The following is a 26,309-nucleotide window of genomic DNA, read 5'->3' as shown; positions in this document are numbered from 1 at the left end:
CGTCAGGCCCCGGGCCGAAGACCGCCCCAGGCTTGGGGCGTGGCGCCGGTGATGCCGCAAAGTTGCAGCACGCGCTCGACCGACTCGTCGATCAGCGCCTGGATGCTGTCGGGTTTCAGGTAGAAGGCCGGCAAGGGCGGGAACACGATGCCGCCCATCTCGGTGACTGCCGTCATGTTGCGCAGGTGCGCGAGGTTGAAGGGCGTTTCGCGCACCATCAACACCAGGCGGCGGCGCTCTTTGAGCGTGACATCGGCCGCGCGGGTCAGCAGGTTGTCGCCCAGGCCGTGGGCCACGGCAGCCAGGGTCTTCATCGAGCAGGGCGCCACCACCATGGCCGCGGTGGCAAAACTGCCGCTGGCGATGCAGGCGCCCACGTCGCCTGGGGCGTGGGCGTGGTCGGCCTCGGCCGTCAGTTGCTCGCGGCTCAGGCCCAGCTCGTGGTGGGCGTTGAGCACACCGGCTGGGGTGACGACGAGGTGGGTTTCGACGCCCAAGGCACGGCTGCGGCGCAGCAGGCCCAGCCCGTAGGCCGCGCCCGTGGCGCCGGTGATGCCGACGACGAGCCGTTGGGGCGTCAAGCCTTGGCCAGCAGTTGCTGCAATTCGCCCGACTCGTACATCTCCATCATGATGTCCGAGCCGCCCACGAATTCACCACCCACGTAGAGCTGCGGGATGGTGGGCCACTGCGCGTAGTCCTTGATGCCCTGGCGCACCTCGGGGTCCTCCAGCACGTTCACGGTGTGCAGGTCGTTGACACCGCAGGCCTTCAGGATTTGCACGGCGCGGCCGGAGAAGCCGCACATGGGGAACTGGGCGCTGCCCTTCATGAACAGGAGAACGCGATGGCCTTTGACCATGGCGTCGATGCGCTGCTGAACGTCGCTCATCGGGAGCCTCGTGGAAACGGAAGGCGTCGATTATCCGGGGCTGGGCGGCGGGGCGCTCAGAAGCGGTAGCTCACCCCCACCTGCACCACGGGCGTCCATTGCAGCCGGCGCAGGCTGTCGTCCAGGCTTTGTGCGAAGGCGCTGCTGCTGCCCAGGCGCAGGCCGCTGCCGCCCGAGACGGCCAGACCCAGGTCGGCGCTGAAGCCCCAGCCGCCCTTGAGGCTGTACTGGCTGTAGCCCACACCGAGGTAGGGTTGCTGGCTGGGGGCCTCGTCGCTCCAGCCGGCCAGGGTGCGGCGCGTCAGGCTGAGCACCTGCGGCCCGCCGGGCGACACGCCGGTGCCCAGCAGGGAAGGCGCGCCCACCATCAGGCCGCCGCTGAGCCGCAGGCCCGAACCGCCGCCAGCGATGTAGTAGTCGCCCAGGAACTGCGCCCCCAGGAAGCGGGTGCCGCCCACTTGGTCGGCGGCCATGAGGGCGATCCGGGCTTTGAAGTCGCTGGTGTGCTGGTCGTCCAGGCGCAAACCCGCTTCGGCGTGGGCCGTTCCTGCCAGGGCGGCCAGCAGCGGCATGAGGGTCAGAACACGTTGAGTCATGACGGTCTCCTACAAGCTCGGCACTCGATACTAAGCCGATCGCCCGACCTTTGCAGCGGAAAAATGCGCGGCGTTCACCCCGGCCAACGGCCGCCGGTGCAGCGGCGGTGACCGGCCAGGTCGAGCCGATGTTGCACCGCCGCAAAACCAGCCTCCTGCAGCAGGTCCGCCACCGCATCGGCCTGGTTCCAGCCATGCTCCAGCAGCAACCAACCATTCGGCATCAGGTGCGCCGGGGCCTGCGCCACCAGGGTGCGCAAATCGGCCAGGCCATCGGGGCCGGCAGCCAGCGCGCTGCGTGGCTCGTGCCGCAGGCCGGGCAGGTGAGGGTCGTCGTCCGGGATGTAGGGCGGGTTGCTGACGATCAGGGCGAAGCGCCGGCCGGCCACGGGGGCGAACCAGTCGCCCCGGTGCCAGCCGACCTGCAGGCCCAGGCGCTGGCCGTTGGCCTGGGCCACGGCCAGCGCTGCGGCGCTGCGGTCGACGGCGTGCACGTCGGCGCCCGGGCGCCGGTGCGCCAGGGCGAGCGCGATGGCGCCGCTACCGGTGCCCAGGTCGAGCACGGGATCAGTCCCGGTCGCGGGCAGCAGGTCCAGTGCCCAGTCCACCAGGGTCTCGGTGTCGGGGCGCGGCACCAAGGTGTCGGGGGTGACCTGCAGGCTCAGGCCGTGGAATTCTTGGGTGCCGGTCAGGTAAGCCACGGGCTCGCCGTCCAGGCGGCGTTGCAGCAGGGCCAAGCTGCCCGGAGGAAGTTCGGCGTCGTCGTGGGTCAGCAGCCAGGTGCGGCTTTGGCCCAGGGCGTGGGCCAGCAAAGCTTGAGCCTCCAGGCGGTCCAGGCCGTGTTGCCGGGCCCAGACCAGGGCCTCGGAGACGGTGCGCGGCATGCTCACCGACCTTGCTCCAGCGCCGCCAGCTGATCGGCCGCCTGGGCCTGGGTCAGCGCGTCGATGACGTCGCTCAACTCACCCTCCATCACCTGCCCGAGCTTGTAGAGCGTGAGGTTGATGCGGTGGTCGGTCAGCCGCCCTTGAGGGAAGTTGTAGGTGCGGATGCGGTCGCTGCGATCGCCGGTGCCCACCAGGCTCTTGCGCGCGGCAGCCTCTTGGGCCTCGCGCGCGATGCGCTCGCGGTCGCGCAGGCGGGCCAGCAGCACGGCCATGGCCTTGGCCTTGTTGCGGTGCTGACTGCGGTCGTCTTGGCATTCGGCCACGAGACCGGTGGGCAGGTGGGTGATGCGGATGGCCGAGTCGGTCTTGTTCACGTGCTGGCCGCCAGCGCCACTGGCGCGGAAGGTGTCGATCCGCAGCTCGGCCGGGTTCAGGGCCACCTCGGGGTTCTCGTCGGCCTCGGGCAGCACCGCGACCGTGCAGGCGCGGGTGTGGATGCGGCCTTGCGATTCGGTGGCCGGCACACGCTGCACGCGGTGGCCGCCACTCTCGAATTTGAGCCGTCCGTAGGCGCCATCGCCTTCCACGCGCACAACCAGCTCTTTGTAGCCGCCCAGGTCGGACGCGTTCTCGCTGACGATTTCGGTGCGCCAGCCCTGCTGGGCGCAAAAACGCAGGTACATGCGCGCCAGGTCGCCAGCGAAGAGGGCCGACTCGTCGCCGCCCGTGCCGGCGCGGATCTCCAGGAAGGCGTTGCGCGCGTCGTCCGGGTCCTTGGGCAGCAGCGCGCGCTGCAGGGCCAATTCCAGGGCCGCCAGCTCGGCTTCGGCCGCGGCGATGTCGTCGCGCGCGAGGTCGGCCATGTCGGGGTCGTCCAGCAGCGCGCGGCTGTCGGCCAGTTCGCGCTCACGCTGCTGGTGGCGGCGCCACTGCGCCACCACACCGGCCACCTCGCTTTGCTCGGCACCGAGCTTGCGCAGGCGCTCGATGTCGCGGTGCGTGGCCGGGTCTTGCAGGGCGGCGTCCAACTCGGCCAGGCGCAGGCCCAGGCGGTCGAATTGCTGGCGCAGGCTGTCTTTCACAGGGGTTTGACCATGAAGAGGCTGTGGGGGTCGGGCGCGTAGTCGCCGAAGGGGCCGCACAGCGCAAAGCCGTCGCGCTCGTACAGGCGTTGGGCCTCGGGCTGGCGGTTGCCGGTTTCCAGGAGCATGCGCTGCGCGCCACGCTCGCGCGCCATGGCGGTCAACCGGGCCAGCAGGCGCCGGCCCAGGCCGGTACCGCGGGCCTCGGGGGCCACCACCATGCGCTTGATCTCGGCGCTCAACACACCGTCCACCTCGGCCACCCAGATGCCGGCGCAACCCAGCGCGCGGCCGTCGTCGCCCCGGGCGACGAAGAAGCTCATCTCCGGCTGGCACAGGGCGGCGATGTCGATGCCGTGGAAGCTGGACAAGGGGTACAGCGGCTTTTGGTAGGCGTCCAGCGCGTCGATGAGGGCGCGGACGTCGGGCTGGTCGGGGGATTCGAGTCGGATCGTGGGCATGGCCAAGCGCGGCCCTCGCGGGCCGCCAAAAGAGGGCGGGGTGCTAGCGCTGGCGCAGGAACAGGCGCTGCAGCAGGGCTTCGATCTGGGCGCGTTCGGGGCCCTGGGCCGCGTGCAGCTCGGCGAACAAGCCGTGCATCAGCTTGTGCTCGAACTGCTGGGCGAACTGGTCGAGCACGGCCTCGGGCGCTTCGCCCTTGGCCAGGCTGCGACGGGCGCGCTGGAGGCTTTGCTCGCGCAGCTCGCCCACCTGGGCTTGCAACGATTGAATGAGGGGCACCGTTTGGCGCTGGTCCAGCCAGTGGACGAAGCCTTGGACGCCGGTTTCAACGATGGCCTCGGCCTGGGCCACCGCGGCCTGGCGCTTTTCGCCCGCGGTTTGCACGCGCTGGCTCAGGTCGTCGACGGTGTAGAGGTAGACGTCGGGCAGTTGGGCGACTTCCGCCTCGATGTCGCGCGGCACGGCCAGGTCCACCATGAACATGGGCCGGCGCTTACGCGCCTTGAGGGCGCGCTCCACGGCCCCGAGTCCGATCAAGGGCAGGCTGGAGGCGGTGCAGCTGACGACGATGTCGAACTCGCCCAAGCGCTGGCCGAGGTCGGACAAGGGAATGGCCTGACCGCCGAAGCGGTGCGCCAACGCCGCGCCGCGCTCGCGCGTGCGGTTGGCCACCACCAGGGCCTTGGGGTGGCGGGCTGCGAAGTGGGTGGCGGCCAACTCGATCATTTCGCCAGCGCCCACGAACAGCACACGGGTGTCGGCCAGGTCCTCGAACAGTTCCGCCGCCAAGCGCACCGCGGCGGCGGCCATGCTGATGCTGTGGGCCCCGATCTCCGTGCTGCTGCGCACCTGCTTGGCCACCGCGAAGCCGCGCTGGAACAGCTGGTGCAGCGTTTGACCCAGCGTGCCGGCGTCGTCGGCGGCGCGCACCGCGTGCTTGAACTGGCCCAGGATTTGAGGCTCGCCCAGCACCATCGAATCCAGTCCAGCGGCCACCCGAAACGCATGGCGAGCGGCATCGCCGTGCCGGTGCAGGTAGGTGTGGGTGCTGAGCGCGGCGGCGTCCATGCCGGCCGTGTCGGCCAAGAAGTTCAGGCTGGGTTGGGCCCATTCGGCCGGGCCGGCGACGTAAAGCTCGGTGCGGTTGCAGGTGCTGAGCAGCGCGGCCTCGCCGCCCCCGAGCCGGGTTTTCAGCTGGTGCAGCGGGCCCTTCAAGGCCTCGGCCCCGAAAGCCAAGCGTTCGCGCAACGCCAAGGGGGCGCTGGCGTGGTTGAGGCCCAGGGCAAAAACGCTCATAGCCCTCGATTCTAAAATTTTCATCCCATGAGCTGGATCGACGCCTTTTGGCACACCGTCAACCTGTTTGCCGCCCCGGTGTGGACGGCGCTGATCTTGGTTTTGTTGGCCAAGTGGGTTTGGCGTCAGCCGCTGGCTGGCGTGGCGTGGCGGCGGCTGTGGGGCGAGTCGGCCCTGGCGGGCTCGGTGGGGGTGGGGCTGGCGCTGCTGGTGTGGGGCGCGGATGGCACCCTGCGCGGTTACGCGCTGTGGCTGGCGCTGGCCAGCACGCCGTTGGCTTGGCGCTTGATGCGCGTTTGAAGCCTGTTGCAGCGGCCAGGCGCCGAGGGTTGCGTCTCGCTCAGGCCAGGGCCACCGGCTTGGCCCCCAGCCGCTGGGCCAGCGCATGGCTCAGCCGGTTCACCAAGCCGTAGATGCTGAGCTGCGGGTTGGCGCCGATGCTGGTGGGGAACAGGCTGCCGTCGTGCACGGAGAGGTTCTCGAGTTGCCAATGCGTGCCGTCAGGGCGGGTCACGCCGCGCTCGGGGGTGCTGGCCATGGCGCAGCCGCCCATCACGTGCGCGCTGACGACGCGCGTGAGCAAGGGCCGCAGATCCAGCGCGGCGATGCCGGAGCGGGCCTCGGCCCAGGTCTTGTAGGCCGGTGCTTGCTCGTGCACCGGCTGCGCGCTGGTGGCACCGGCGGCGAATTGGATCTCGGCCATGCTGAGGAACGCGCGGCGCACGCCTTCCATCACGGCGGGGGTCAGTGGGTAGTCCAGCTCGGGGCTGCCGTCGCCCTTGAGGCGCACGCGACCGCCCGGGCTGTCGGGGTGGAAGCCGTCGCGCAACAAGGCCAGCAGAACCTGGCTGTGTGGGAACTGCGCCAGTTGCGCCACCTGCTCGGGGCCGAAGCCCGCCATGGTGGTGGCCATGATGACCGGGTGCATGGGCGCCGATTCGAGCTTGTAGCCCAAGGGGCCGTCGATGGCTTGGGTGGTGAGGAAGTGGTCGCTGTAGACGGTTTGCGGCGCGCCGGCCCACCCTTCGATGCGTTGCGCGAAGGTGGCGGCCGAGATGACCGTGGGGTGCAGGAAGGTGCGTCGACCGAGCAGGTGGTGCGGGTCGGGCGCCTGCGAGCGCAGCAGCACGGCGGGCGTGTTGATGGCGCCGCCAGCGAGCACCACGTGCTTGGCGGTGACGCGGCAGCGCGCTCCACTGGGGCTGCCGTTGAAGCCCACGGCCACGCAGTCCAACCCCTCCACGCGCGCGCCTTGCCGGCGCAGGGCGTGGGCGCGCGTTTGCACGAAGAGCACGGCCCCTGCATCCAGCGCGGTGGGCACGGTCGTCACCAGCATGGACTGCTTGGCGTTGGTGGGGCAACCCATGCCGCAGCTGCCCAGGTTCCAGCAGCCCTTGACGTTGCGGCGGATGCGGGCGGTGGGGATGCCGAGCTTGTCCCCGCCGGTCGCCAGGACGGCGTTGTTCGGGTTGGGGTCGGTCAGCCAGTCGTCGATGGACACGCGGCGTTCGGCCTGCTCGAACCACGGCGCCAGGGCCTCGGGGGTGGCGTCGCTGAGGCCAAAGCGTTCGCGCCAGAACGCCAGGGTGGGCGCGGGGGTGCGGAAGCTGCTGGTCCAGTTGACCGTGGTGCTGCCACCCACGCTGCGGCCTTGCATGATGTTGATGGCCTTGTCGGCCGTCTTGCGGCCCGCGGCTTCTTGGTAGAGCTGCGGATAGGCCTCGCTTTCGCGCTGCTTGAAGTCGCGACTGCTGCGCAGGGGGCCTTCTTCGACGAGGAGGACGCGCAGGCCGGCTCGGGCCAGGATTTCGGCACTGATGCCGCCCCCGGCGCCTGTGCCCACGATGGCCACGTCCACGGTGATGGCCTCGGGCAGGGGCGCATGCTCGGCGCCGTGGACGGTCCAGCCGCGGGCCAGGCCGTCGCGGATGGGATCGGGGAGGGCGCTCATGCGGTGCTTAGATCGTCAGGGGACCGGGGTAGCCGAGGCGGACCCAGGCTTCGGGTTGGGCGTAATGCGTGCCGGCATGCAGTTCGCGCAGGCCAAAGTACGCCTGCTGGCGCAGGGACAGGCGAGAGTGGCGCATGGCTTGGAGGCTGGCGCGCACCGCCTCCACGGGGCGTGCGGCCAGCGATGTGCCATCGCCGAACAGGCCGAGGCGCCCCGGCGCGTTGGTCAGCAGGCCCAGCAGCAGACCGAGTTCATCGCGCACCGCCGGAGGCAGCGCGCCGATGAGCGCATCGACAAGGTCCAGATGCCGGTTCAGCGCGGCATCGTCGGGGGGCAGGGCGTCGCCCAAGTAGGCTCGGGCCAAGGCACCCATCGCAGCACGGCCCTCGGGGGTGAAGTGCCCGTCGCGCAGGCCTGGCGTCCACCAAGCCGCCGTGCCACCGGCCACGGCCAGCACCACGGCGCCCCCCAGGCCCAGTTGCAACAAGCGCCGGCGTTGCATCAGGCGATCTTTTTCAGCACCTTGAGCAGCGCCGCGAAGGCGGTGCCATAGGGCGGTGCCAACAGTTGCGTGGCCGCCAGCGTGGGGTTGCTGAACACCGGTTTGCGGTGGCTGAAGGTGTTGAACCCCCACACGCCGTGGTACGCGCCCTGGCCGCTGGCACCGACGCCGCCAAACGGCTGGTCTTCTTGCCCCAGGTGCCAGAGGCAGTCGTTCAGCGTCACGCCGCCGGCGTGCGTGGCCTGCAGCAGGCGCTCGCATTCGGGGCCAACCTCGCCGAACCAGTACAGGGCCAGCGGGTGCTCGCCGCGGCGGATGGTGTCGATGGCGTCGTCCAACTGGTCGTACCCGACGATGGGCAGCACCGGGCCGAAGATTTCTTCTTGCATCAGCTGCATGGAGGGCCGCACCTTGGTGACGACGGTGGGCATCATCTTGCGGGTGCCGTCCAGCTTTTCTTTGTGGGACGTGAACAGCTTGCCGCCTTGCGCCTTGGCGTCCACCACCAGAGCCTGCAGGCGCGCGAGGTGGCGGGCGGTGACGATGGCGGTGTAGTCGCGGTTGCGGGCCAGGGTGGGGTAGAGCCGGCGCATGGCCGCCACGATGGCGCGGGCCAGTGGATCGACAAGGTGGCGTGGCGCCAGCACGTAGTCGGGCGCCACGCAGGTTTGACCGGCGTTGAGCAGCTTGCCGTAGGCGATGCGTTCGGCCGTCAGGGCCAGGTCGGCGCTTTCGTGCACCACCACCGGCGTCTTGCCACCCAGCTCCAGCGTGACCGGCGTGAGGTTGGCCGCGGCCGCTTTGGCCACCACGCGGCCGATGGCCGTGGAGCCAGTGAAAAACAGGTGGGCGAACGGCAGCTCGGCGAACAGCTTGGCCACGTGGGCGTCGCCCGTCATGACGGTGAACTCGTCGGGTGCGAAGTACTCGGCCACCGTGCGGGCCAGCAGGGCCGAGGTCCGTGGGGTGAGCTCGCTGGGCTTGAGCATGACCCGATTGCCCGCCGCCAGGGCCGCCAGCGCGGGGGCAAAGGCCAGTTGCACGGGGTAGTTCCAGGGCGAAATCACCCCCACCACGCCCAGCGGCTGGGGCATGAGCTTGTTCAGGCCGGGCAAAAAGTGCAGGGCCGTGGGCATGCGCCTCGGCTGCATCCAGCCTTTGAGGTGCTTGAGCGTGTGCTTGATGCCAGCCTGCAGCATGAACAGCTCGGCCAGTTGCGTTTCGTGCTGGCTGCGGTGGCTGAAGTCGGTGCTGATCGCCTCGGCAAAGGCGTCGCCGTGCTTGTCCAGCAGGGCCTTCAGGCGGTGGATGCGGTCGCGCCGCTGCGCCAAGCTGGGGTAGGGCTCACGCTGAAAGGCAGCGCGCTGGCATTCGAACTGCAAGCGCAGTTGCTCGTGGAGGGAGGTGTCCATGGGCGAGGGGGCGGCGAACCGCTGGGGTTACGGCAAGAAACAAAACGAGGCTACTGCCAGAGTGTGGGCCACCAGAGCAGGGCTTGCCCGGGCTTAGAGGCGTGGCCCTAGTGCCAAAGTGCAGCATCGTCCACGCCCGACCGGTCTTTGTGATGATCCAACGCCTCCCCCGTTGCCTCCGGCCCCTTTTTCTGCTTGGCTTGAGCCTGACTGCGCTGGCTCTGCTCGGCCGTGCCAGCGCCCAGGAGCTGAGCCCCGCCAACCGCCTGGGCATGCGCTTCGTGGCCATCCCTGCGGGCACGTACCCCATGGGCAGCAGCGACACCCCGCAGCAACTGGCGCGAGACTTCCCGAGCTACCCGCTGGAGCGCCTGACAGACTTGGCCGATGAAGGCCCGGCGCACCGTGTGCGCCTTCGCGCCTTCGAGTTGGCGCAAACCGAGGTCACCCGCGGCCAGTTCCGACGCTTCTTGCTGGAGAGCGGGCACGTCCCGCAGTCGTTCGGCGATGGGGGCGGCTATGGGTACGACCCGTCGCACCGTGGGGGTGACGCGTTTGCGGGGCGCGACCCGCGCTACTCCTGGTTGAACCCCGGATTCCCGCAAGACGACTCGCACCCGGTGGTCAACGTGACTTTTCACGATGCCCAGGCCATGGCGGCATGGCTGACCAAGGTGGAAGGCCGGCGCTACCGCCTGCCGACCGAGGCCGAGTGGGAGGTGGCTTGCCGCGCGGGGCAAGCCACCCGCTGGCCCCATGGCGACGCGCCCGAGGGCCTGAAGGGCCGCGCCAACGTGTTCGACGCCCGATCGGCCCGCGACTGGCCGAAGTGGCAGGCCTTTGCCATGCCGCACGACGACGGTTTCGCCTTCACGGCCCCCGTGGCCTCGTTCGCGCCCAATCCCTGGGGTCTGCACGACATGGCCGGCAACGTGTGGGAGTGGGTTCAGGACTGGCACGACCCCTACGAGGTGCCCCCCGATGGACTGCGCGACAACCCGCAGGGCCCCGTGGAAGGCAGTGTGCGGGTGCGCCGAGGCGGCTCGTGGCACACCTGGGGCCTGTACAGCCGCTGCAGTTATCGCAACTGGAACAGCGAAGACACGCGCTACGTGCTCGTGGGTTTTCGGCTCGCTCGGGATTGACCTGCTGCCACTCCGCAGTCGGCTCAGACCCAAGTCTTGAGCCTGCGGCCGAGGGCCGAGCGCGGCAGAGTGCCACGTCCGTCCACTGAACCTGGAAACGGCACTCGGCCGTGTAGCGCTCACACCTAAGCGGTGACCGTGGCCGTGAGTCAATTTCGATGCGGCGCCCATGACTTGCATGCGCAAGGCGAGTGGTCAACTGCCGTTTTTAGGGGCGCTGGCCCAAGCGGCTCAAGTCCGAACGAATCCAACAATGGAGTCGGGCCCGAGCAGAGCACCCTGCCTCTCCAAACGCGGCGCTCGTCAACCGCGCGTGTTGCGAGGGATGGCGCTCGCGCGTGCGCAGCCGCGTCCGATCGATCAGATCCTCGGACTCGCACCGAGCGCTTCGAGCTTCCCACGATACAACTCGACGACCCAATCCACGAAGGCACGCACGCGACCACTCAGGTGCCGGTTACGCGGGTACATCACGTACAGCGGCAGCCGACCCGCGCCCCATTCGGTGAGGATCGGCACCAGTCGTCCGGCGGCGATGTGCTCGGTCAGCACGCGTGTGCGCGGACACTGGGCAATTCCAAGCCCCGCCAAGGTCAGCGCCACATGCGTGTCGGCGTCATTGGCGCTCACCTGGTGCGCAAGCTGGCGCTCGAAAGCCAGACCATCGCGCTCGAAGTCGAACGCGAACACGCGGCCGGTCTTGGACGAGAAGAAGTTGACCGCGCGATGCTGCTCCAGATCGTCGGGGCTGCGAGGGGTGCCGTGCCGGGCCAGGTACTCGGGCGAGGCGCAGGTGATCACCTCGAACGCGCCCAAGGGGCGGGCGACGAGCTGGTCATCGTGCACCAGGCCACCACGGATCACGCAGTCGACCCCTTCGACGATCAGGTCCACCGGCCGATCGGAGCTGCCCAGTTCGAGCCGGATCTCCGGGTGGCGCCGGAAGAACTCGGGCAGCGCCGGCGCAATCACGTGCCGCCCGGCGGCTGCCGGCACGTCCACGCGCAGGCGTCCGCGTGGGTGGATGTGCCGCTGCGCCACTGCGCCGTCAAGTTCATCGATGTCAGCCAGCACGCGCTGCACGCCTTCGAGGTAGGCCACGCCGTCGTCGGTCAGCGTGAGGCGGCGCGTCGTGCGGTGCAGCAACTTGACCGCGAGGTGCTCCTCAAGTTGCTGCACCAGTACCGTGATGGTGGCCTTGGGCCAGCGCAACTGCTCGGCGGCGCGAGTGAAGCTGCCGAGTTCAGCCACCCGGGCAAACGCTTGCAGGGCTCGCATGCGGTCCATCGGAAGCCTCCTCTATTGATCTGCTTTTGAGAATAGTGTTTTTGTCGTAAGGCAGTTTAACTATCAAGATACAAACAATAGAGTGGCATCCGCCGGCTGCTGGTGAGGCCGGTTTTTGAAGGATCCATTCATGACCGTCCCCGAGCTCGCTTTCCCGTCGGATCGCCGTCGCTTCCTGTCCGCCGCTGATTGGCTGGCTGGCTTGGTCGCTGCTGGGGTCGCCACGGCCCAGTCAATCGCCGCTTCCGCGTCCAGCCCGTGGCCTCTCAAGCGCGAGGTGACCGTCGTCACCAGCGGTTACCGGACGCACTGACATCCCCTTCACTTCCTCCCAAAGGCACGTCATGACTCACTCCATCCTTCTCACCGGCGCTGCCGGCGGCTTCGGTCGCCTGATCGCCAAAACCCTGCTCGACCAAGGCCACCGGCTCGTCGCCACGATGCGCGAGCCCGACGGCCGGAACCGCGAGGCCGCGCAGGCCCTGTCCGCACGAGGCGCCCGCGTGATCGCAATGGACGTGACGGACGACGCCAGCGTCGCCGCGGGCGTCGCGCAGGCCAGCCAAGCGCTCGGCTTCCCCGACGTGGTGATCCACAACGCGGGCGTGGGCGTGCTCGGTCTGCAAGAGGCCTTCAGCGCTGACGACCTGAAGCGTCTGTTCGAGATCAACCTCTTCGGCGTCCATCGCGTCAACCGCACGCTGCTGCCGGCGTGGCGCAGCCGTCGTTCAGGACTGATGGTCAACGTCTCGAGCCTGCTCGGCCGAATCACGATGCCCTTCTACGGCCCTTACAACGCCAGCAAGTGGGCGCTGGAGGCCCTGAGCGAGAACTACCGCAGCGAGCTGTCGGCCTTCGGCATCGAGGTGTGCATCGTCGAGCCGGGTGGTTACGCGACGAGTTTCATCGATCACCTGATGCGTCCCTCCGACGCTGCGTGCAGCGCGACCTATGGCGCGATGGCCGAGGCGCCACAGCAGATGCTGCAGCACTTCGAGCAGGTGTTGGCGGCGACGCCGGAGCAGAACCCACAGCGTGTAGCCGACGCCATCGCGGCGCTCGTCGGCATGCCCGCGGGCGGGCGGCCGTTCCGCACGACCGTCGATGCGCTTGGGATGGGCGCTGCGGTCGAGGGCTACAACGGCGCGCTGGCCGAGGTGACCGCCGGGCTGTACAAGAACTTCGGCATTGAGCACATGCTCACGCCGCAACGCAGCTGAGGCCTGCATGAGGATACACATGGGTCACAGACCGATGCATGCCGTCGTGGTGTACGGGTTCTTGCTTTGGGGAGGCATCGTCATGCATCAGCCTGCGCATGCGAGGGAGGCGATGGCCGCCTCTCCAGCCGACCACCTCGCCATCGTCGCTGCGGTCAACGAGATCGGTCTGGCCGCCGACATGCGCGACTGGCCACGGGTGCGCGCCCAGTTCGCCGATGAGGTGCTCGTGGACTACACGTCGCTGGCCGGTGGACAGCCTGCACGCATGAGCGCCGACGATCTGGTCGCAAGCTGGCGAGCGTTCCTGCCTGGGTTCACCGTCACCCAGCATCTGGTGGGCAGCCACCGCGTGAACGCAGAGGGCAAGCGTGCAAGCGTGCTGTCCCAGTTCATCGCCACGCACCGACTGGCGGGCGCCACGGGCGGCGAGCTGTGGACGCTGGGCGGTCACTACCGCCACACGCTGCGCAAGACGGGCGCGGCCTGGAAGGTGGATGCCGTCACGATGACCTGTACCTGGCAAACCGGTAATCCCGATCTGCCCCGCCTGGCCGGCGAAGCGGCCAAGCAGGAAAGGAAAGATGCGCCGTCCCCACATCCCTAGTCCGGGGCCGTCTGCCCAGAAGTGGTCGTTCGTGGACGCCCCCATCGCTTCAAGCCAACGAGGATGGCGTCAGAGCGTGCCCCGACGATCAAGGCCCTGACACCGGGCAGTCGTGGCATGCGGCCAAGCGTTCAAGACTTTGACCGCCGGTTCAAAACTTCGCTTTTGGCTCCCTCCCGCTCAGGGCCCCAGCCAGTCGCGCAGGATGGCTTCGTGATCCGCGTCCAAGAGCGGCGGGGCTCGGCGCAGCGCCGTGGGCGTGGCGCTCAGCCGCAGCGGGCTGCCCACCAGCCTCAAGTCGGGCTGGGCCGGGTGCGGGCTGGGCCACACCATCTCGCGCGCCAGCACTTGCGGGTCGCGCAGGGCCTCGTCGATGCGCTGCACCGGGCCACAGGGCACCTTGGCCGCGTGCAACGCCGCCAGCCAGTGGGCCCGTGGCGCCTCGCGCAGGCGCTCGGCGATCTGCGGCGTGAGCGTGGCGCGGTGGCGCACGCGATCGGGGTTGGTGGCGAACTCGACTTGCGTGTGCCAGTCGCGGCCCAGCACCTGGCAAAACGCAGCGAACTGCCGGTCGTTGCCCACGGCCACCACCAGCGGATGGTCGGCCGTGGCAAAGGCTTGGTAGGGCACGATGGTCGGGTGCGCGTTGCCCAGGCGCTGCGGCACGGCACCGCTCACCAAGTGGCTGGCACCCAGATTGGCCAGCATGGCCACCTGCACGTCCAGCAGGCTCAGGTCCAGGTGCTGGCCCTGGCCCGTGGCCTCGGCGTGGCGAAGTGCGGCCAGGATGCCGATGGCGGCGTACAGGCCGGTGGACAGGTCGGCCACCGCCACGCCCACCTTCTGCGGTTCGCCCTCGGGCGCGCCGGTCACGCTCATCAGGCCGCCTTCGGCCTGGATGGCGAAGTCGTAGCCGGCCTCGTCGCGCATCGGCCCGGTGTGGCCGTAGCCGGTGATGGAGCACACCACCAGCGAGGGCTTCAGGGCCAGCAACTGCGCCGGCCCCAGGCCGAAGCGGTCCAGATCGCCGTGCTTGAAGTTCTCCACCACCACGTGCGCCTTCTGCGCCAGCGCGCGCAGCGTGGCCTGGTCGCTGGGGTCGTGCAGGTCCAGCGCGATGCTGCGCTTGTTGCGGTTGGCGCTCAGGTAATAGGCCGACTCTTGCGAGCTGCCCCCCGAGCATTCCCCTGCAAAGGGCGGCCCCCAGGCGCGCGTGTCGTCGCCCGTGCCCGGGCGCTCCACCTTCACCACGTCGGCCCCCAGGTCAGCCAGGATCTGCGTGCTCCAGGGGCCGGCCAGCACGCGGCTGAGGTCGAGCACGCGCACGCCGGCCAGGGCGCCGCTCGGTGAGCCAGGAGGCCGCGTCGTCACAGGTTGCGGCGGTACTGCCCGCCCACCTCGAACAGCGCGTTCGTGATCTGACCGAGCGAACAAACGCGCACCGCGTCCATCAGCACCTCGAACACGTTGGCGTTGTCCATCACCGCCTGCTGCAGGCGCTGCAGCATGGGGCCGCTGGCCGCCGTGTGGCGTTGCTGGAAGTCGGTCAGGCGGGTGAGCTGCGACTGCTTTTCTTCGGAGGTAGAGCGCGCCAGCTCGATGTGCTCGGGCACCGGGTCGCCCTTGGGGTTGCGGAAGGTGTTCACGCCGATGATGGGGTACTCGCCGGTGTGCTTCAGCATCTCGTAGTGCATCGACTCGTCTTGGATCTTGCCGCGCTGGTAGCCGGTTTCCATGGCGCCCAGCACGCCGCCGCGCTCGGCGATGCGCTCGAACTCGGCCAGCACCGCCTCTTCCACCAGCTCGGTCAACTCGTCGATGACGAAGGCGCCCTGGTTGGGGTTCTCGTTCTTCGCCAGGCCCCACTCGCGGTTGATGATGAGCTGGATGGCCATGGCCCGGCGCACGCTCTCGTCGGTGGGCGTGGTGATGGCCTCGTCGTAGGCGTTGGTGTGCAGGCTGTTGCAGTTGTCGTAGATGGCGATCAGCGCCTGCAGCGTGGTGCGGATGTCGTTGAAGGCGATCTCTTGCGCGTGCAGGCTGCGGCCGCTGGTTTGCACGTGGTACTTCAGCTTTTGGCTGCGCTCGTTGGCGCCGTACTTGTCGCGCATCGCCGTGGCCCAAATGCGGCGCGCCACGCGGCCCAGCACGGTGTATTCCGGGTCCATGCCGTTCGAGAAGAAGAAGCTCAGGTTGGGCGCGAAGTCGTCGATGTGCATGCCGCGCGCCAGATACGCCTCCACGAAGGTGAAGCCGTTGCTCAGCGTGAAGGCCAGCTGCGAGATGGGGTTGGCGCCCGCCTCGGCAATGTGATAACCGCTGATGCTCACCGAGTAAAAGTTGCGCACGTTGTGGTGCACGAAGTACGAGGCGATGTCGCCCATCACCTTGAGTGAGAACTCGGTGCTGAAGATGCAGGTGTTCTGGCCCTGGTCTTCCTTGAGGATGTCGGCCTGCACGGTGCCGCGCACGTTGGCCAGCACCCATTCGCGGATCTTGGCCGCCTCGGTGTCGCTCGGTGCGCGGTCGTTGTCTTGCTCGAACTTCTCCAGCTGCTGGTCGATGGCGGTGTTCATGAACATCGCCAGGATCGTGGGCGCGGGGCCGTTGATCGTCATGCTGACGCTGGTCGCCGGGTCGCACAGGTTGAAGCCGCTGTACAGCACCTTCATGTCGTCCAGCGTGGCGATGCTCACGCCGCTGTTGCCCACCTTGCCGTAGATGTCGGGGCGCGGGGCCGGGTCGGCACCGTAGAGCGTGACCGAGTCGAAGGCCGTGCTCAGCCGCTTGGCCGGCATGCCCTCGCTCACCAGCTTGAAGCGACGGTTGGTGCGGAAGGCATCGCCCTCGCCGGCGAACATGCGGGTCGGGTCCTCGCCCTCGCGCTTGAAGGCGAACACGCCGGCCGTGTAGGGGAAGCTGCCGGGCACGTTCTCCAGCATCAGCCACTTCAGCAGCTCGCCGTGGTCCTCGTACTGCGGCAGCACCACCTTGCGGATCTTGGTGCCGCTCAAACTCTGCTGCACCAGCTGGGTGCGGATCTCCTTGTCGCGGATCTTCACCACGTACTCGTCGCCGGCGTAGGCCGCTTGCAGCGCGGGCCACTGGTCCAGCAGCTTGCGGGCTTCAGGCAGCAAGCGCGCTTCGCGCTCGGCCGCCAGGTCGCCCAGGGCGTTCACGGCGCCGTTCTTCTCGGGGTTGGCTGCGGTCAGCATGGCCTGGCTGGCCTTGAGCTGTTGCACCTCGCGCGCCAGGCGCGCTTGGGCGCGGGCGCGGGCCTTGTAGCCGCGCACGGTGTCGGCGATCTCGGCCAGGTAGCGGGTGCGCGCGGGCGGCACGATGGGCACCTGGTGCGTGCTGTGGCGCGTGCTCACCAGCGGCAGGCGGCCTTCGCCCAGGGCCAGGCCGCGCTCGGCCAGCGCGCCCTTGAGGGCTTGGTACAGCGCGGTCACGCCGTCGTCGTTGAAGCGGCTGGCCATGGTGCCGAACACCGGCATGGTGTCGGGGCTCACCGTCCAGGCCTCGCGGTTGCGCTGCACCTGCTTGGCCACGTCGCGCAGCGCGTCCTGCGCGCCCTTGCGGTCGAACTTGTTGATGGCCACGAACTGGGCGAAGTCCAGCATGTCGATCTTCTCGAGCTGGCTGGCCGCGCCGAACTCGGGCGTCATCACGTACATGGGGATGTCCACCATCGGCACGATGGCGGCGTCGCCCTGGCCGATGCCGCTGGTCTCCACCACGATCAGGTCAAAGCCCGCGGCTTGGCAGGCGGCGATGCAGTCGGGCAGGGCCTGGCTGATCTCGCTGCCGAAGTCGCGCGTGGCCAAGGAACGCATGAAGACGCGCGGGCCTTGGCTCCATGGCGAAATCGCGTTCATGCGAATGCGGTCGCCCAGCAGCGCGCCGCCGCTCTTGCGGCGGCTGGGGTCGATGGAGATCACGGCGATGCGCAGGCGGTCGTCCTGGTCCAGGCGCAGGCGGCGGATCAGCTCGTCCGTTAGGCTGGACTTGCCCGCGCCGCCGGTGCCGGTGATGCCCAGCACCGGGGCCGTCTTGGGCGCGGCGTGCAGCGCGGCGGTGAAGGCTGGGTCGGCTTGGCGGTTTTCCAGCGCCGTCAAGGCTTGCGCCAGCGCGCGCCACGCGGCTTCGGTGTGACCTTGCAGGGCGCTCAGGGCCTTGGGGGCCAGGGGCGACAGGTCGCGGTCGCAGGCCATCACCATCGATCCGATCATCCCGGCCAGGCCCATGCGCTGCCCGTCCTCGGGGCTGAAGATGCGCACGCCGTGCTGGGCCAGGTCGGCGATCTCGGCCGGCACGATCACGCCGCCGCCACCACCGAACACCTGGATGTGCGCTCCGCCGCGTTCCTTCAGCAGCTGCACCATGTACTTGAAGTACTCGACGTGGCCGCCCTGGTAGCTGCTGACCGCGATGCCCTGCGCGTCTTCTTGCAACGCGGCGGTGACGACTTCGTCCACCGAGCGGTTGTGCCCGAGGTGGATCACCTCCGCGCCCATGCTTTGAAGGATGCGCCGCATGATGTTGATGGCGGCGTCGTGCCCGTCAAACAGGCTGGCGGCGGTGACGAAGCGCACCTTGTGGGCGGGCTTGTAGCTGGCCAAGGCTTTGGCTTCGGAGGAGAGGTCGGTCATGGATCGGGTCTTCCAAGGTTCGGCCCAGGTCGCGCGCGGCGCCTCGTGAGCACCGGCCGGGAGGGCGGGGGTGGCAGTTTAGGTTTCTTGGGGTTTCGGGCGCTGTCCTCGAAGTCGACCGTGCTAGCTCCTTCGCCCCTCAGGCTGGGGGATCCTTGTGGAGCCCCAGGCCCTCAGAATGCGCTGCGACATGGAAAAGGGGGCGTCATGAACAAGGTTGGTGGGTGGGTGGGAGCGCTTGGCTTGATGCCCTTTGCGGCCCATGCACTTGGCGGAGAAGGGCTCGTTGGGGGCGTGTTGTCCGGCCTGGGCCTCTTGCTGGTGGTGGTGGTCGGTGGTCTCTGGGGCCTGTGGGGGCTGTTCTGGCGTTCGAAGTGGCGCTGGCTGTTGGGCAGCTTGGCGGGCGCCTTGGCTGGCACCGTTTGGCTGTCCCTGCAGATATGCAAGCCGGGTGTCTACGGGCAGACCTGCCTCTCGGTAGGGGGGTCGGGAGAAGGCGTTGCCGGGGCACTGGACCTCCTGCTCGTGGCGTTTCTGCTGCTCCTGCTGGCTTTGGCCCTTGGGTCTCGAGTGGTCCTGGCTTTCGTAGGCGCTGGGAAAAGCGGGACCCACGGGGAGGCAAGCGATTCGCCCACGGGGCATTGACCTCAAGCCTGGGGCAGAGTTCCGACAGCAGGGTGGTGCTATGAAGGGAGAACCGCATCGTGACGGGCTGCCAATCGGCCCGGCAGTTCTGCCGAAGATCAACCAACCGGGGCCGCTTGAGACAATCGCTTGCCGTTTTGTCGTCCTGCCCCTGCCATGCCCAAGCCCCACGCCCCCAAACCTTTCGTCATCGGCGTCGCCGGGGGCAGCGGCAGCGGCAAGTCCACCGTCACCCGCCAGGTGTTGGCCGCTGTGGGGGAAGACCGCGTGGCGGTGGTCATGCAGGACGACTACTACCGCGACCAGTCGCACATGCCGCCCGAAGATCGGCGCCAGCAGAACTACGACCACCCGGACGCCTTCGACTGGCCGCTGATGGCGCAGCACCTGGCCGCGCTGCGCAAGGGCGAGGCCATCGAGATGCCGGTGTACGACTTTGCGGCCGACAACCGCTCGCACGAGACCATCACCGTCAAGCCCGCGCCGATCATCCTGGTGGAGGGCCTGTTCGCGCTGTACGACACCAAGCTGCGCAACATGATGTCGCTCAAGATCTACGTGGACACGGCCTCGGACGTGCGCTTCATCCGCCGACTGCAGCGCGACATCACGGAGCGCGGGCGCAGCACCGAAAGCGTGGTGAACCAGTACCTGGAAACGGTGCGGCCGATGCACAAGCAGTTCATCGAGCCGACCAAGCGCAATGCCGATGTGATCCTGCCGCACGGGGCCAACGGGCCGGCGGTGGACATCATCACCACCAAGGTCAAGAGCCTGCTGCGCGACCTCGAGGGCGCGACAGCACCCAGTGCTTGAGTGGCGGTGCGGCTTCATCGCGCCGATAGCGCTTCCATGGATCGGGTGGTGCTCTTGACGGTGCCGATCCCGCGCAGGGAGGGGTTGATGGACGAACTGGAGCGCCGATTGACGCAAAAGGCCTGAGGGCGAGACGCTCTCAGGCCTTGGAACCACCGTCGGGGTGGGGTGGGCGCAGCACGGTGGCGCCAAACGCCACCGCGGGCCTCACTTGATCAAGCGAATCGCGAACGGCACGCGGAAGGGCTTGCCGTTGGAGGCGGCCACCGCACCCAGGATGCAAAACACGAGGTGGCAGATGCCTACCGCCATGAGCACCAGGATCCCGATCAGGATGAAGGTCAGGATGACGCCGGCGAAGTAGCCAATGATGGCCGTGATGGACCAGTTCAAAGCTTCCTTGGACTGGTCTTGCACGTAGGCGTCGTCCTTCTTGACCAGGTACATGATCAAGCTGGGGATGAAGCCGAAGAAGATCGTGCCGATCCAGACCAGCAGGGCCATGTTTTTCGAGTCTTGGGACACACTGGCCGTGTCGACTGCGTTGTTGTCCATGCGCGGGTTCCTTTCCCTCAAAGGGTGTGACGAATGGCACGCATCGTACCGGGGCGACTTGGCGCTCAGCGCTTGCCGCCCAGCAAGGCGGCCTTCAACGGGGCATCCACCGGTCGTTCGCCCAGGTAGACCTGCAGCATGCAGCCGAAGAACTCGCGAGACTCGATCGTGGCGGCCTTCTCGTTGTTGACCCGCACCACGGTGCCTTGCCCCGGCACGGAATCCAGGGTGAAGCTTTCGCCGGTGTTCAGCTTCTTCTTGGTGGCGAACAACTCGGTCATCTTGAGCACGCCGGGCAAGCAGGCCGAGACCTCACGCGACGACAGGTTGCTGTTCATGCCTTGCGACAGCGAGGCGCCCAGGGCCTTTCCGTCGATCTCGCGCAGCATGTGCACATGCAAGCGCTTGGGTCCGGGTGCGCCGGCCACTTCCACGAGGCTGCGGGTTTTGCGCGAAATGTAAAGCGCGGCCACGTACATCTTGGTGTCGCCGTCAGCACGCACGCCGGCGCCGTTGAGCGGCACGCGGTGACCCACCACGAAGTTGTCCACGGGGACGGGCACGCCGCCGACATCGACCGTGGGCGAGGCCTGCGCCCGCACAGCGGAAGGTGCGGCCAAGGCAAGGAGGGCGATGGCCAACAGGCTTGGGGCAAGGAGTCGCATGGGCGGAAGGGGGCTGTCGCTGAACGGGGTGACAAATGTTGCCTAACACCTGCGGGGCTTCTTCTCGGGCGAAACCCGCTCTTAGAGGGTGTTCCCCAGCAGGCGACGTGGCAAATGTCGCAGGGGGACGCAGCCCACCTTCAGCCGGCGGTTGCGGCGGCCTCAGGGGCACCCCAGCGGGTGCACCGGCGACCCGTGAGGGGATTCGATGAGGGCAAAAATCAGCACTCTGTATCCGGTCCTCGGCCCATGACCCTCCTCCCCGCTCCTTCATCGACCTCGCGTCGCCGTTGGCTTCATGGCGCGATGGGGCTGGCATTGAGCCCCCTGGCGGCCGCCTTTGCCGCTCGGGCGCAGGGGGGTGCTGGTCCAGGGACTCGCGCGCCGGGCCATGGTCCGCTGCGGGCGGTGCTGGATGGCACGACAGGCCTGCCGCTGCTCATGCTGCCGGAGGGCTTCAGTTATCGCAGTTTCGGCTGGATCACCCAGCCCTTGAGCAACGGGGGAAGCATCCCCGGGGCTGCCGACGGGATGGGCATCGTTGCCGTGCACGGCGAGGTGTTCACCCTGGTGCGCAACCACGAACTGCGCGCTTTCGGCGGCGGGTTCGGCCCCAAGGCATCGCACTACGACCCGCTGTGCGGGGGTGGCACCGTCACGCTGCGCTACGACCGCGCCAAGGGCGAGTTGATCGAGGCCCGGGGTTCGCTGTCGGGCACCTTGGTCAATTGCGCAGGCGGCACCACGCCTTGGGGCAGCTGGCTCAGCTGCGAGGAAACCGTCAATCCGGCCGGCCAGCGGGTGTCGAACCCAGGGCAGGGTTTGAGGCTGGAGCGTCCGCATGGCTTTGTGTTCGAGGTGCCGGCTGACGGGGTGTCATCGGCCCAGCCGCTGACGGCCCTGGGGCAATTCGTCCACGAAGCCGCGGTGGTGGATCCCGCCGATGGCACGGTCTACCTGACCGAAGACCAGCGCCCTGCCGGCTTCTACCGGCTGCGCCCCAAGGTGCCCGGACGCTTGTCGGCCGGTGGGGTCTTGCAGATGTTGCGCGTGCGCAGCCAACCCGACTTGCGGCGAGGTCTGCGGGCGGGTCAGCGGTGGGACGTGGACTGGGTGGACATTGACCGGCCCGAGCGCGGCATCGACCCCGAAAGCGGAGGTCGCGATGGCGTGTTGCGTCAGGGCTTGGCGCAGGGCGGCAGCCTGTTCAGCCGCTTGGAAGGCGTGTTCGTGCAGGGCGACGAGGTGTTTTTTACCTCCACCGATGGCGGCAACGCCCAGTGTGGGCAGGTGTGGCGGCTGCGACCCAGCCAGCAGACGCTGGAGCTGTTTTACGAGTCACCGGGAGGCTCGGTCTTGGACTACCCCGACAACATTTGCCTGAGTCCGACCGGCGCCATCGTGCTGTGCGAGGACTCCAAACAGCCGGTGCAGCGCTTGTTCGGCATGACGCGCGAGGGTGGCCTCTTTGAATTGGCGCGCAACAACGCCGTGTTTCACGGCGAGTTGCCGGGCCTGACTGGCGATTTCCGCGGCGCTGAATGGGCCGGCACCTGCTTCAGTCCCGACGGCCGTACCTTGTTCGCCAACATCTACACGCCGGGGTTTTCCGTCGCCATCACGGGCCCGTTCGCCTGAGCACCGACGCGCCCGAGGGGAATGACGCAGACTGCGCCCCATGCGCTTTCCTGCCTTGCCCTTCGACAACCGCTATGCCCGCGAGCTCAACGGGATGTACGTCCACTGGCGTCCGCAGCGCGTGGCTGCGCCGCGCTCGCTCTACTTCAACGAGGGCCTGGCACGGGCGTTGGGTCTGGACCCGGCGGTTTGGGGCGGCGAGGCGGGCGCTCCGGTGTGGGGGGGCAACGTCGTTCCTGAGGGCGCCGAGCCTCTGGCGCAGGCCTATGCTGGCCACCAGTTCGGTGGGTTTTCGCCGCAGTTGGGCGACGGTCGTGCCCTGCTGTTGGGCGAGCTGATCGACACCCAGGGTCGGCGGCGCGATGTGGCACTCAAGGGCTCGGGCCGCACGCCGTACTCGCGTGGCGGCGATGGCAAGGCCGCGGTGGGCCCCATGTTGCGCGAGGCGCTGATCGGCGAGGCCCTGCATGCGCTGGGCGTGCCCACGACCCGCGCGTTGGCCGTGGTGGCCACTGGCGAAGACGTGCACCGCGACGAGACCCTGCCCGGCGCCGTGCTCACCCGCGTGGCCAGCAGCCACCTGCGCGTGGGCACGTTTCAATTCTTCGCGGCGCGAGGCGACACAGAAGCCCTGCAGCGCTTGCTCGATCACGCCGTGGCCCGCCACCAACCCGACGCCGTGGGCGAGCCCGACCGTGCGCTGCGCCTGCTGCGAGGCGTGGCCGAGCGGCAGGCGGCGCTCATCGCGCCGTGGATGAACCTGGGCTTCATCCACGGCGTGATGAACACCGACAACATGACGATCTCGGGCGAAAGCATCGACTTCGGCCCCTGCGCCTTTTTGGAGGCCTACGACCCCGCCACCGTGTTCAGCAGCATCGACCGCCAGGGCCGCTACGCCTTCGGCAACCAGGCTGCCATCGCACGCTGGAACTTGGCCCGGCTGGCCGAGGCCCTGCTGCCCCTGTTCCCAGGGGTGGATGAGGACCCAGAGCCCGCCGTGGGCCAGGCCACGGCGGTGATCGATGCCTTCCCCGGCCTGTTCGACGCGCAGTGGCGCGCCGGCCAGCGCGCCAAGCTGGGCCTGCGCAGTGAGCAGCCCGGGGATTCGGGGCTCGCCGACGACTTCCTCGTGCTGATGCAGGCCCAGCGCATGGACTTCACCCTGGCCTGGCGCCATTTGGCCGCGGCCGCTGAAGGCCACGAGGTCCCCTTGCGCGCGCTGGCCGCCGAGCCCCAGGCCCTGGCCCCCTGGCTGGCGCGCTGGCGTGCGCGTTGGGCCCAAGAAGGCGAAGCCGCCGAAGTGGCCCGGCGCCTGCGCGCGGCCAATCCCTGGTTGATCCCCCGCAACCACGGGGTGGAGGCGGCTCTGCAGGCGGCCTCAGACGACGGTGACCTCGCGCCCTTCCAGCGCTTGCTGGCGGCCTTGCAGCGGCCATTCGAGGAGCGGTTGGACGACGCTGACCTGGCCGAGCCGGCGCCGCCGGCGGTGACGGCCTGCTATCGGACCTTTTGCGGCACCTGATCCGGCGCGAATCTTGTCGATCATGGCGGGGATGAGGGCCGCGTTTGCTCCCAGGGCGCCCCGCCCGTGCGACCTGCTGCGGTGGTGCACCAGATGCAGCGAGTGGGATCCTGGTCTGGTGCGACTCCACTGGGTTGGCGCACCAAATCGGCGCAAATGGGGCGACATGACCCGCGGAAAAAGCTGGCACAGCTCCTGCATTGGATAGGGCGTCACCCGCAACGGGGTGGGTGACAAAGCCCGATGCCGCAAGGCAGAGGGTGAGTGAGCTGTGTTGGACAAGGGCGTCCAACCAGGGCGATGGTGCGCTGAATGTCTCCCAGCAAACCACCGTCCTGGTTGTGACGCCCTCTTTTTTGCATGGCTCGGAGCCTGCCGGACGTGGAAGTCGTCACCAGCCCACCGACCTCCGCGGCCCCCCGTTTCCCTCTCTTTTGATCGGGGCTGCCCATTGGGCAGAAACGGGCCGGCCTGGGCTTCTGCCGCGCAGACGCGAGGGCGGGCGGCGGTCCTGGGTCGCGCCGCTCCCCTATCCACCCAGCGCTCAGCGCCGTGTTGCGTGCTTAGAAGGTTTCCCAGTCGCCGTCAGGCGCTGAGGGTGTCACGGCTGCGGCCGGTGCTGGCGCAGGTGCAGATGCTGCGGGGGGGCTGGCCGCTGAGCTTGTGACGGGGCGGGGCTTCTTGGCCGCGGCAACGCGGGGCGCAGGGGCCAGGCTGGTCGTCGTTGGCGGCGCGGTGGGTCGTGGGGCGACGGCCTTGGCGGGTACGGCTGGCGCGCGGCTGCTGGCCCCAGCCACCCGGTAGCGGCTCACCAGTTGGTGCAATTTGACGGCCTGGTCTTTCAGGCTCTCGGCCGCGGCCGCGCCTTCTTCGACGAGGGCCGCGTTGCTTTGCGACATTTGGTCCAGTTGGACCATGCTGCCAGCCACGCCGCTCAAGTGTTCGTTCTGCTCGGCCGTGCTGGCACTGATCTCGCCGATCACGTCGGACACCTTGTTGACGTTGCCCACCAGCTCATCCATGGTGCTGCCGGCATCGGCCACCAGCCGGGTGCCGGCTTCCACGCGCTCCACGCTGGCGCTGATCAGGCTCTTGATCTCACGCGCCGCTTCCGCCGAGCGGCTGGCCAGGCTGCGCACCTCGCCCGCGACCACGGCGAAGCCACGCCCTTGTTCACCGGCGCGCGCCGCTTCCACCGCGGCGTTCAAGGCCAGGATGTTGGTTTGGAAGGCGATGCCGTCGATGACGCCGATGATGTCGGCGATCTTCTTGGAACTGGTGTTGATCTGTTCCATGGTGCTGACCACCTGGCCCACCACTTCGCCCCCACGTTGCGCCACGGCGGCAGCGCTTTGCGCCAATTGGTTGGCGGTGGCGGCGCTTTCGGCACTGTGGCGCACGGCGACGCCCAAATCGTTGATGGCCGAATTGGTTTGCTGCACATGCGCTGCGGTGGTTTCCGTGCGCTGGCTCAGGTCCATGTTGCCGCTGGCGATCTCTGCGGCCGCCGTTTGAACGCTGTCGGCGCCTTCGTGGGCCTTGGTCACCATGTCGGCCAAGCCGTCGCGCATCAGCGCCAGGGCCTTTTGCAAGTCGCCCAACTCGTCGCCGCGGTCCACCCGCACGTCCCGGGTCAAGTCGCCTTCGGCAATGTGTTCAGCCAGCCCGATGGCCGACTTCACGGGGTTGATGATGGTTCGCACCAGGTAAAAGGTGCTGCTGGAGAAGGCAATGGCCACGACGATCACAACGGCCAGCACCGCGTAGGTGCTCTTCATTCGGGCTGCACTGATCTCGCTCCGCAACTCGGCCTCCTGCCGGGCTTGCAACTGACGCATGGCGTCGGCAGCCTCCATCAAGGCCCGTTGCAACGGGGCGGTTTCCGCCCGCCAAGCCGTCACGTCGGCGCCGGCGGCTCGGTTGGCCGGGGCTGCATAGGCCGTCAGGGCTGTCTGCAAGCGCTCCATGGTTTGCCGCTCTTGCGGCAGGCTCACCAGACGCGCCAACTGACCCGCGCCGTCGCTCAGCCTTTGGCTGGCTGCGCGGTGCTGCTCCACCAGGGGTGCCTTGATGCTGTCGTCGGTGGCCAGTGCCACCGCGGTGGACAGCGCCGCGTGCGACTCGCTCCACGCCACCAGCTTCAAGCTCAATTCCAGCTTGTCTTGCTGGACGGCCTGTTGCTCTTTCGATTCGTCGATCAGGCGCAAGGTGCGCCCCACCAACAAGAAGGCCGTGATGGCCAGGATCACGATCAGGGCGATCACGGGCATCCACATCTGAGTGGCGAGAGACCAACTTTTCTTGGGCATGCGCGCTCCAGAAGCTTGTCAACGGTGGCCTGCATATTAGGTTCGCTGGCCATGCCGTCGGCCGCTGGTAGGCTCTTTGCCCAACGCAAACTGTGGAATCGGTGACATCTTCATGCGACTGATGGCCGTGGACGTGGGCAACACCCGCTTGAAGTGGGCCCTCTT

Annotated in this window: 24 protein-coding genes; 8 read left to right on the top strand and 16 right to left on the bottom strand. The window is 68.4% G+C overall.

The genetic code is table 11. The features are described from left to right. Positions 1-2: 2 nt before the first annotated feature. The 7 genes from O9335_RS00740 to hemA all read right to left on the bottom strand — a co-directional run bounded on the left by O9335_RS00740 (position 3) and on the right by hemA (position 5,215). Positions 3-581: a UbiX family flavin prenyltransferase gene (locus O9335_RS00740; protein ID WP_298382057.1), complete on the bottom strand. Its 579-nt coding sequence runs from the start codon at positions 579-581 to the stop codon at positions 3-5. Further along, on the bottom strand, positions 578-892 hold the full coding sequence (gene grxD, locus O9335_RS00735) for a Grx4 family monothiol glutaredoxin (protein ID WP_298382054.1): 315 nt from the start codon (positions 890-892) through the stop codon (positions 578-580). The genes O9335_RS00740 and grxD overlap by 4 nt, the downstream gene beginning before the upstream one ends. Positions 893-948: 56 nt before the next feature. Beyond that, positions 949-1,488: a hypothetical protein gene (locus tag O9335_RS00730; RefSeq protein WP_298382053.1), complete on the bottom strand. Its 540-nt coding sequence runs from the start codon at positions 1,486-1,488 to the stop codon at positions 949-951. A gap of 74 nt (positions 1,489-1,562) precedes the next feature. After that, positions 1,563-2,372 (bottom strand): peptide chain release factor N(5)-glutamine methyltransferase, encoded by an 810-nt coding sequence (gene prmC / locus O9335_RS00725; protein ID WP_298382051.1) that lies wholly within the window; start codon positions 2,370-2,372, stop codon positions 1,563-1,565. Positions 2,373-2,374: 2 nt separating this feature from the next. Next, on the bottom strand, positions 2,375-3,457 hold the full coding sequence (gene prfA / locus O9335_RS00720; RefSeq protein WP_298382048.1) for a peptide chain release factor 1: 1,083 nt from the start codon (positions 3,455-3,457) through the stop codon (positions 2,375-2,377). Further along, positions 3,454-3,918 carry a GNAT family N-acetyltransferase gene (locus O9335_RS00715; RefSeq protein ID WP_298382045.1) on the bottom strand — a complete coding sequence of 155 codons (465 nt, stop codon included), beginning with the start codon at positions 3,916-3,918 and terminating at the stop codon, positions 3,454-3,456. The genes prfA and O9335_RS00715 overlap by 4 nt, the downstream gene beginning before the upstream one ends. Before the next feature lie 43 nt (positions 3,919-3,961). After that, positions 3,962-5,215 carry a glutamyl-tRNA reductase gene (gene hemA, locus O9335_RS00710; protein ID WP_298382042.1) on the bottom strand — a complete coding sequence of 418 codons (1,254 nt, stop codon included), beginning with the start codon at positions 5,213-5,215 and terminating at the stop codon, positions 3,962-3,964. A gap of 27 nt (positions 5,216-5,242) precedes the next feature. Here hemA and O9335_RS00705 point away from each other — a divergent pair, with 27 nt between their 5' ends. Further along, on the top strand, positions 5,243-5,515 hold the full coding sequence (locus tag O9335_RS00705; protein ID WP_298382039.1) for a hypothetical protein: 273 nt from the start codon (positions 5,243-5,245) through the stop codon (positions 5,513-5,515). 40 nt (positions 5,516-5,555) lie between these two features. Here O9335_RS00705 and O9335_RS00700 read toward each other — a convergent pair whose 3' ends face one another. From O9335_RS00700 to O9335_RS00690, 3 genes are read right to left on the bottom strand one after another with little or no spacing between them, the layout of a single operon-like run. After that, positions 5,556-7,166, bottom strand: a complete 1,611-nt coding sequence (locus O9335_RS00700; RefSeq protein WP_298382037.1) for a GMC family oxidoreductase — start codon at positions 7,164-7,166, stop codon at positions 5,556-5,558. A gap of 7 nt (positions 7,167-7,173) precedes the next feature. Continuing rightward, the gene (locus O9335_RS00695; protein ID WP_298382034.1) at positions 7,174-7,668 is read right to left on the bottom strand and encodes a hypothetical protein; all 495 of its coding nucleotides are present in this window, start codon (positions 7,666-7,668) and stop codon (positions 7,174-7,176) included. Beyond that, entirely contained in the window at positions 7,668-9,080 is a 1,413-nt protein-coding gene (locus O9335_RS00690) for a coniferyl aldehyde dehydrogenase (RefSeq protein WP_298382031.1), read from the bottom strand. The genes O9335_RS00695 and O9335_RS00690 overlap by 1 nt, the downstream gene beginning before the upstream one ends. A gap of 272 nt (positions 9,081-9,352) precedes the next feature. Between O9335_RS00690 and O9335_RS00685 the strand changes: the two genes are divergently transcribed. Beyond that, a complete protein-coding gene (locus O9335_RS00685) occupies positions 9,353-10,225 on the top strand; it encodes a formylglycine-generating enzyme family protein (RefSeq protein WP_367185392.1) in 873 nt (290 codons plus the stop codon). A 360-nt stretch (positions 10,226-10,585) separates the two neighbouring features. Here the strand turns inward: O9335_RS00685 and O9335_RS00680 are convergent, their stop codons facing one another. Continuing rightward, the gene (locus O9335_RS00680; protein WP_298382025.1) at positions 10,586-11,512 is read right to left on the bottom strand and encodes a LysR family transcriptional regulator; all 927 of its coding nucleotides are present in this window, start codon (positions 11,510-11,512) and stop codon (positions 10,586-10,588) included. Positions 11,513-11,642: 130 nt separating this feature from the next. On the opposite strand from O9335_RS00680, the gene O9335_RS00675 reads away from it, so the two are divergent. The 3 genes from O9335_RS00675 (at position 11,643) to O9335_RS00665 (ending at position 13,339) form a co-directional block, all read left to right on the top strand. Beyond that, a complete protein-coding gene (locus O9335_RS00675) occupies positions 11,643-11,825 on the top strand; it encodes a hypothetical protein (RefSeq protein WP_298382022.1) in 183 nt (60 codons plus the stop codon). 31 nt (positions 11,826-11,856) lie between these two features. Continuing rightward, the gene (locus tag O9335_RS00670) at positions 11,857-12,732 is read left to right on the top strand and encodes an SDR family oxidoreductase (protein WP_298382019.1); all 876 of its coding nucleotides are present in this window, start codon (positions 11,857-11,859) and stop codon (positions 12,730-12,732) included. Positions 12,733-12,814: 82 nt separating this feature from the next. Continuing rightward, entirely contained in the window at positions 12,815-13,339 is a 525-nt protein-coding gene (locus O9335_RS00665; protein ID WP_298382017.1) for a nuclear transport factor 2 family protein, read from the top strand. 180 nt (positions 13,340-13,519) lie between these two features. On the opposite strand, the gene O9335_RS00660 is transcribed toward O9335_RS00665, so the two are convergent. Further along, positions 13,520-14,710 carry a CoA transferase gene (locus tag O9335_RS00660; RefSeq protein ID WP_298382015.1) on the bottom strand — a complete coding sequence of 397 codons (1,191 nt, stop codon included), beginning with the start codon at positions 14,708-14,710 and terminating at the stop codon, positions 13,520-13,522. Then, positions 14,707-17,991 carry a fused isobutyryl-CoA mutase/GTPase IcmF gene (gene icmF, locus O9335_RS00655; RefSeq protein WP_298382012.1) on the bottom strand — a complete coding sequence of 1,095 codons (3,285 nt, stop codon included), beginning with the start codon at positions 17,989-17,991 and terminating at the stop codon, positions 14,707-14,709. The genes O9335_RS00660 and icmF overlap by 4 nt, the downstream gene beginning before the upstream one ends. A gap of 801 nt (positions 17,992-18,792) precedes the next feature. Between icmF and udk the strand changes: the two genes are divergently transcribed. Continuing rightward, positions 18,793-19,452: a uridine kinase gene (gene udk / locus O9335_RS00650; protein WP_298382009.1), complete on the top strand. Its 660-nt coding sequence runs from the start codon at positions 18,793-18,795 to the stop codon at positions 19,450-19,452. A gap of 207 nt (positions 19,453-19,659) precedes the next feature. Here the strand turns inward: udk and O9335_RS00645 are convergent, their stop codons facing one another. Together O9335_RS00645 and O9335_RS00640 are read right to left on the bottom strand one after the other, a co-directional pair. Further along, positions 19,660-20,007: a DUF4870 domain-containing protein gene (locus O9335_RS00645; protein ID WP_298382006.1), complete on the bottom strand. Its 348-nt coding sequence runs from the start codon at positions 20,005-20,007 to the stop codon at positions 19,660-19,662. 65 nt (positions 20,008-20,072) lie between these two features. After that, a complete protein-coding gene (locus O9335_RS00640) occupies positions 20,073-20,672 on the bottom strand; it encodes a chalcone isomerase family protein (RefSeq protein ID WP_298382003.1) in 600 nt (199 codons plus the stop codon). Positions 20,673-20,978: 306 nt separating this feature from the next. On the opposite strand from O9335_RS00640, the gene O9335_RS00635 reads away from it, so the two are divergent. Continuing rightward, entirely contained in the window at positions 20,979-22,310 is a 1,332-nt protein-coding gene (locus tag O9335_RS00635; protein WP_298382001.1) for an alkaline phosphatase PhoX, read from the top strand. A 40-nt stretch (positions 22,311-22,350) separates the two neighbouring features. Next, the gene (locus O9335_RS00630; protein ID WP_298381998.1) at positions 22,351-23,835 is read left to right on the top strand and encodes a YdiU family protein; all 1,485 of its coding nucleotides are present in this window, start codon (positions 22,351-22,353) and stop codon (positions 23,833-23,835) included. Positions 23,836-24,398: 563 nt separating this feature from the next. Here the strand turns inward: O9335_RS00630 and O9335_RS00625 are convergent. Continuing rightward, on the bottom strand, positions 24,399-26,144 hold the full coding sequence (locus tag O9335_RS00625) for a methyl-accepting chemotaxis protein (RefSeq protein WP_298381995.1): 1,746 nt from the start codon (positions 26,142-26,144) through the stop codon (positions 24,399-24,401). Positions 26,145-26,309 lie beyond the last annotated feature (165 nt).

Origin of the sequence: Inhella sp., from assembly GCF_027532025.1 — a bacterium.
Classification (GTDB): Bacteria; Pseudomonadota; Gammaproteobacteria; order Burkholderiales; family Burkholderiaceae_C; genus Inhella.
The sequence above is the reverse complement of the archived record's forward strand: the minus strand, read 5'-3'. Positions and strand labels throughout refer to the sequence as shown.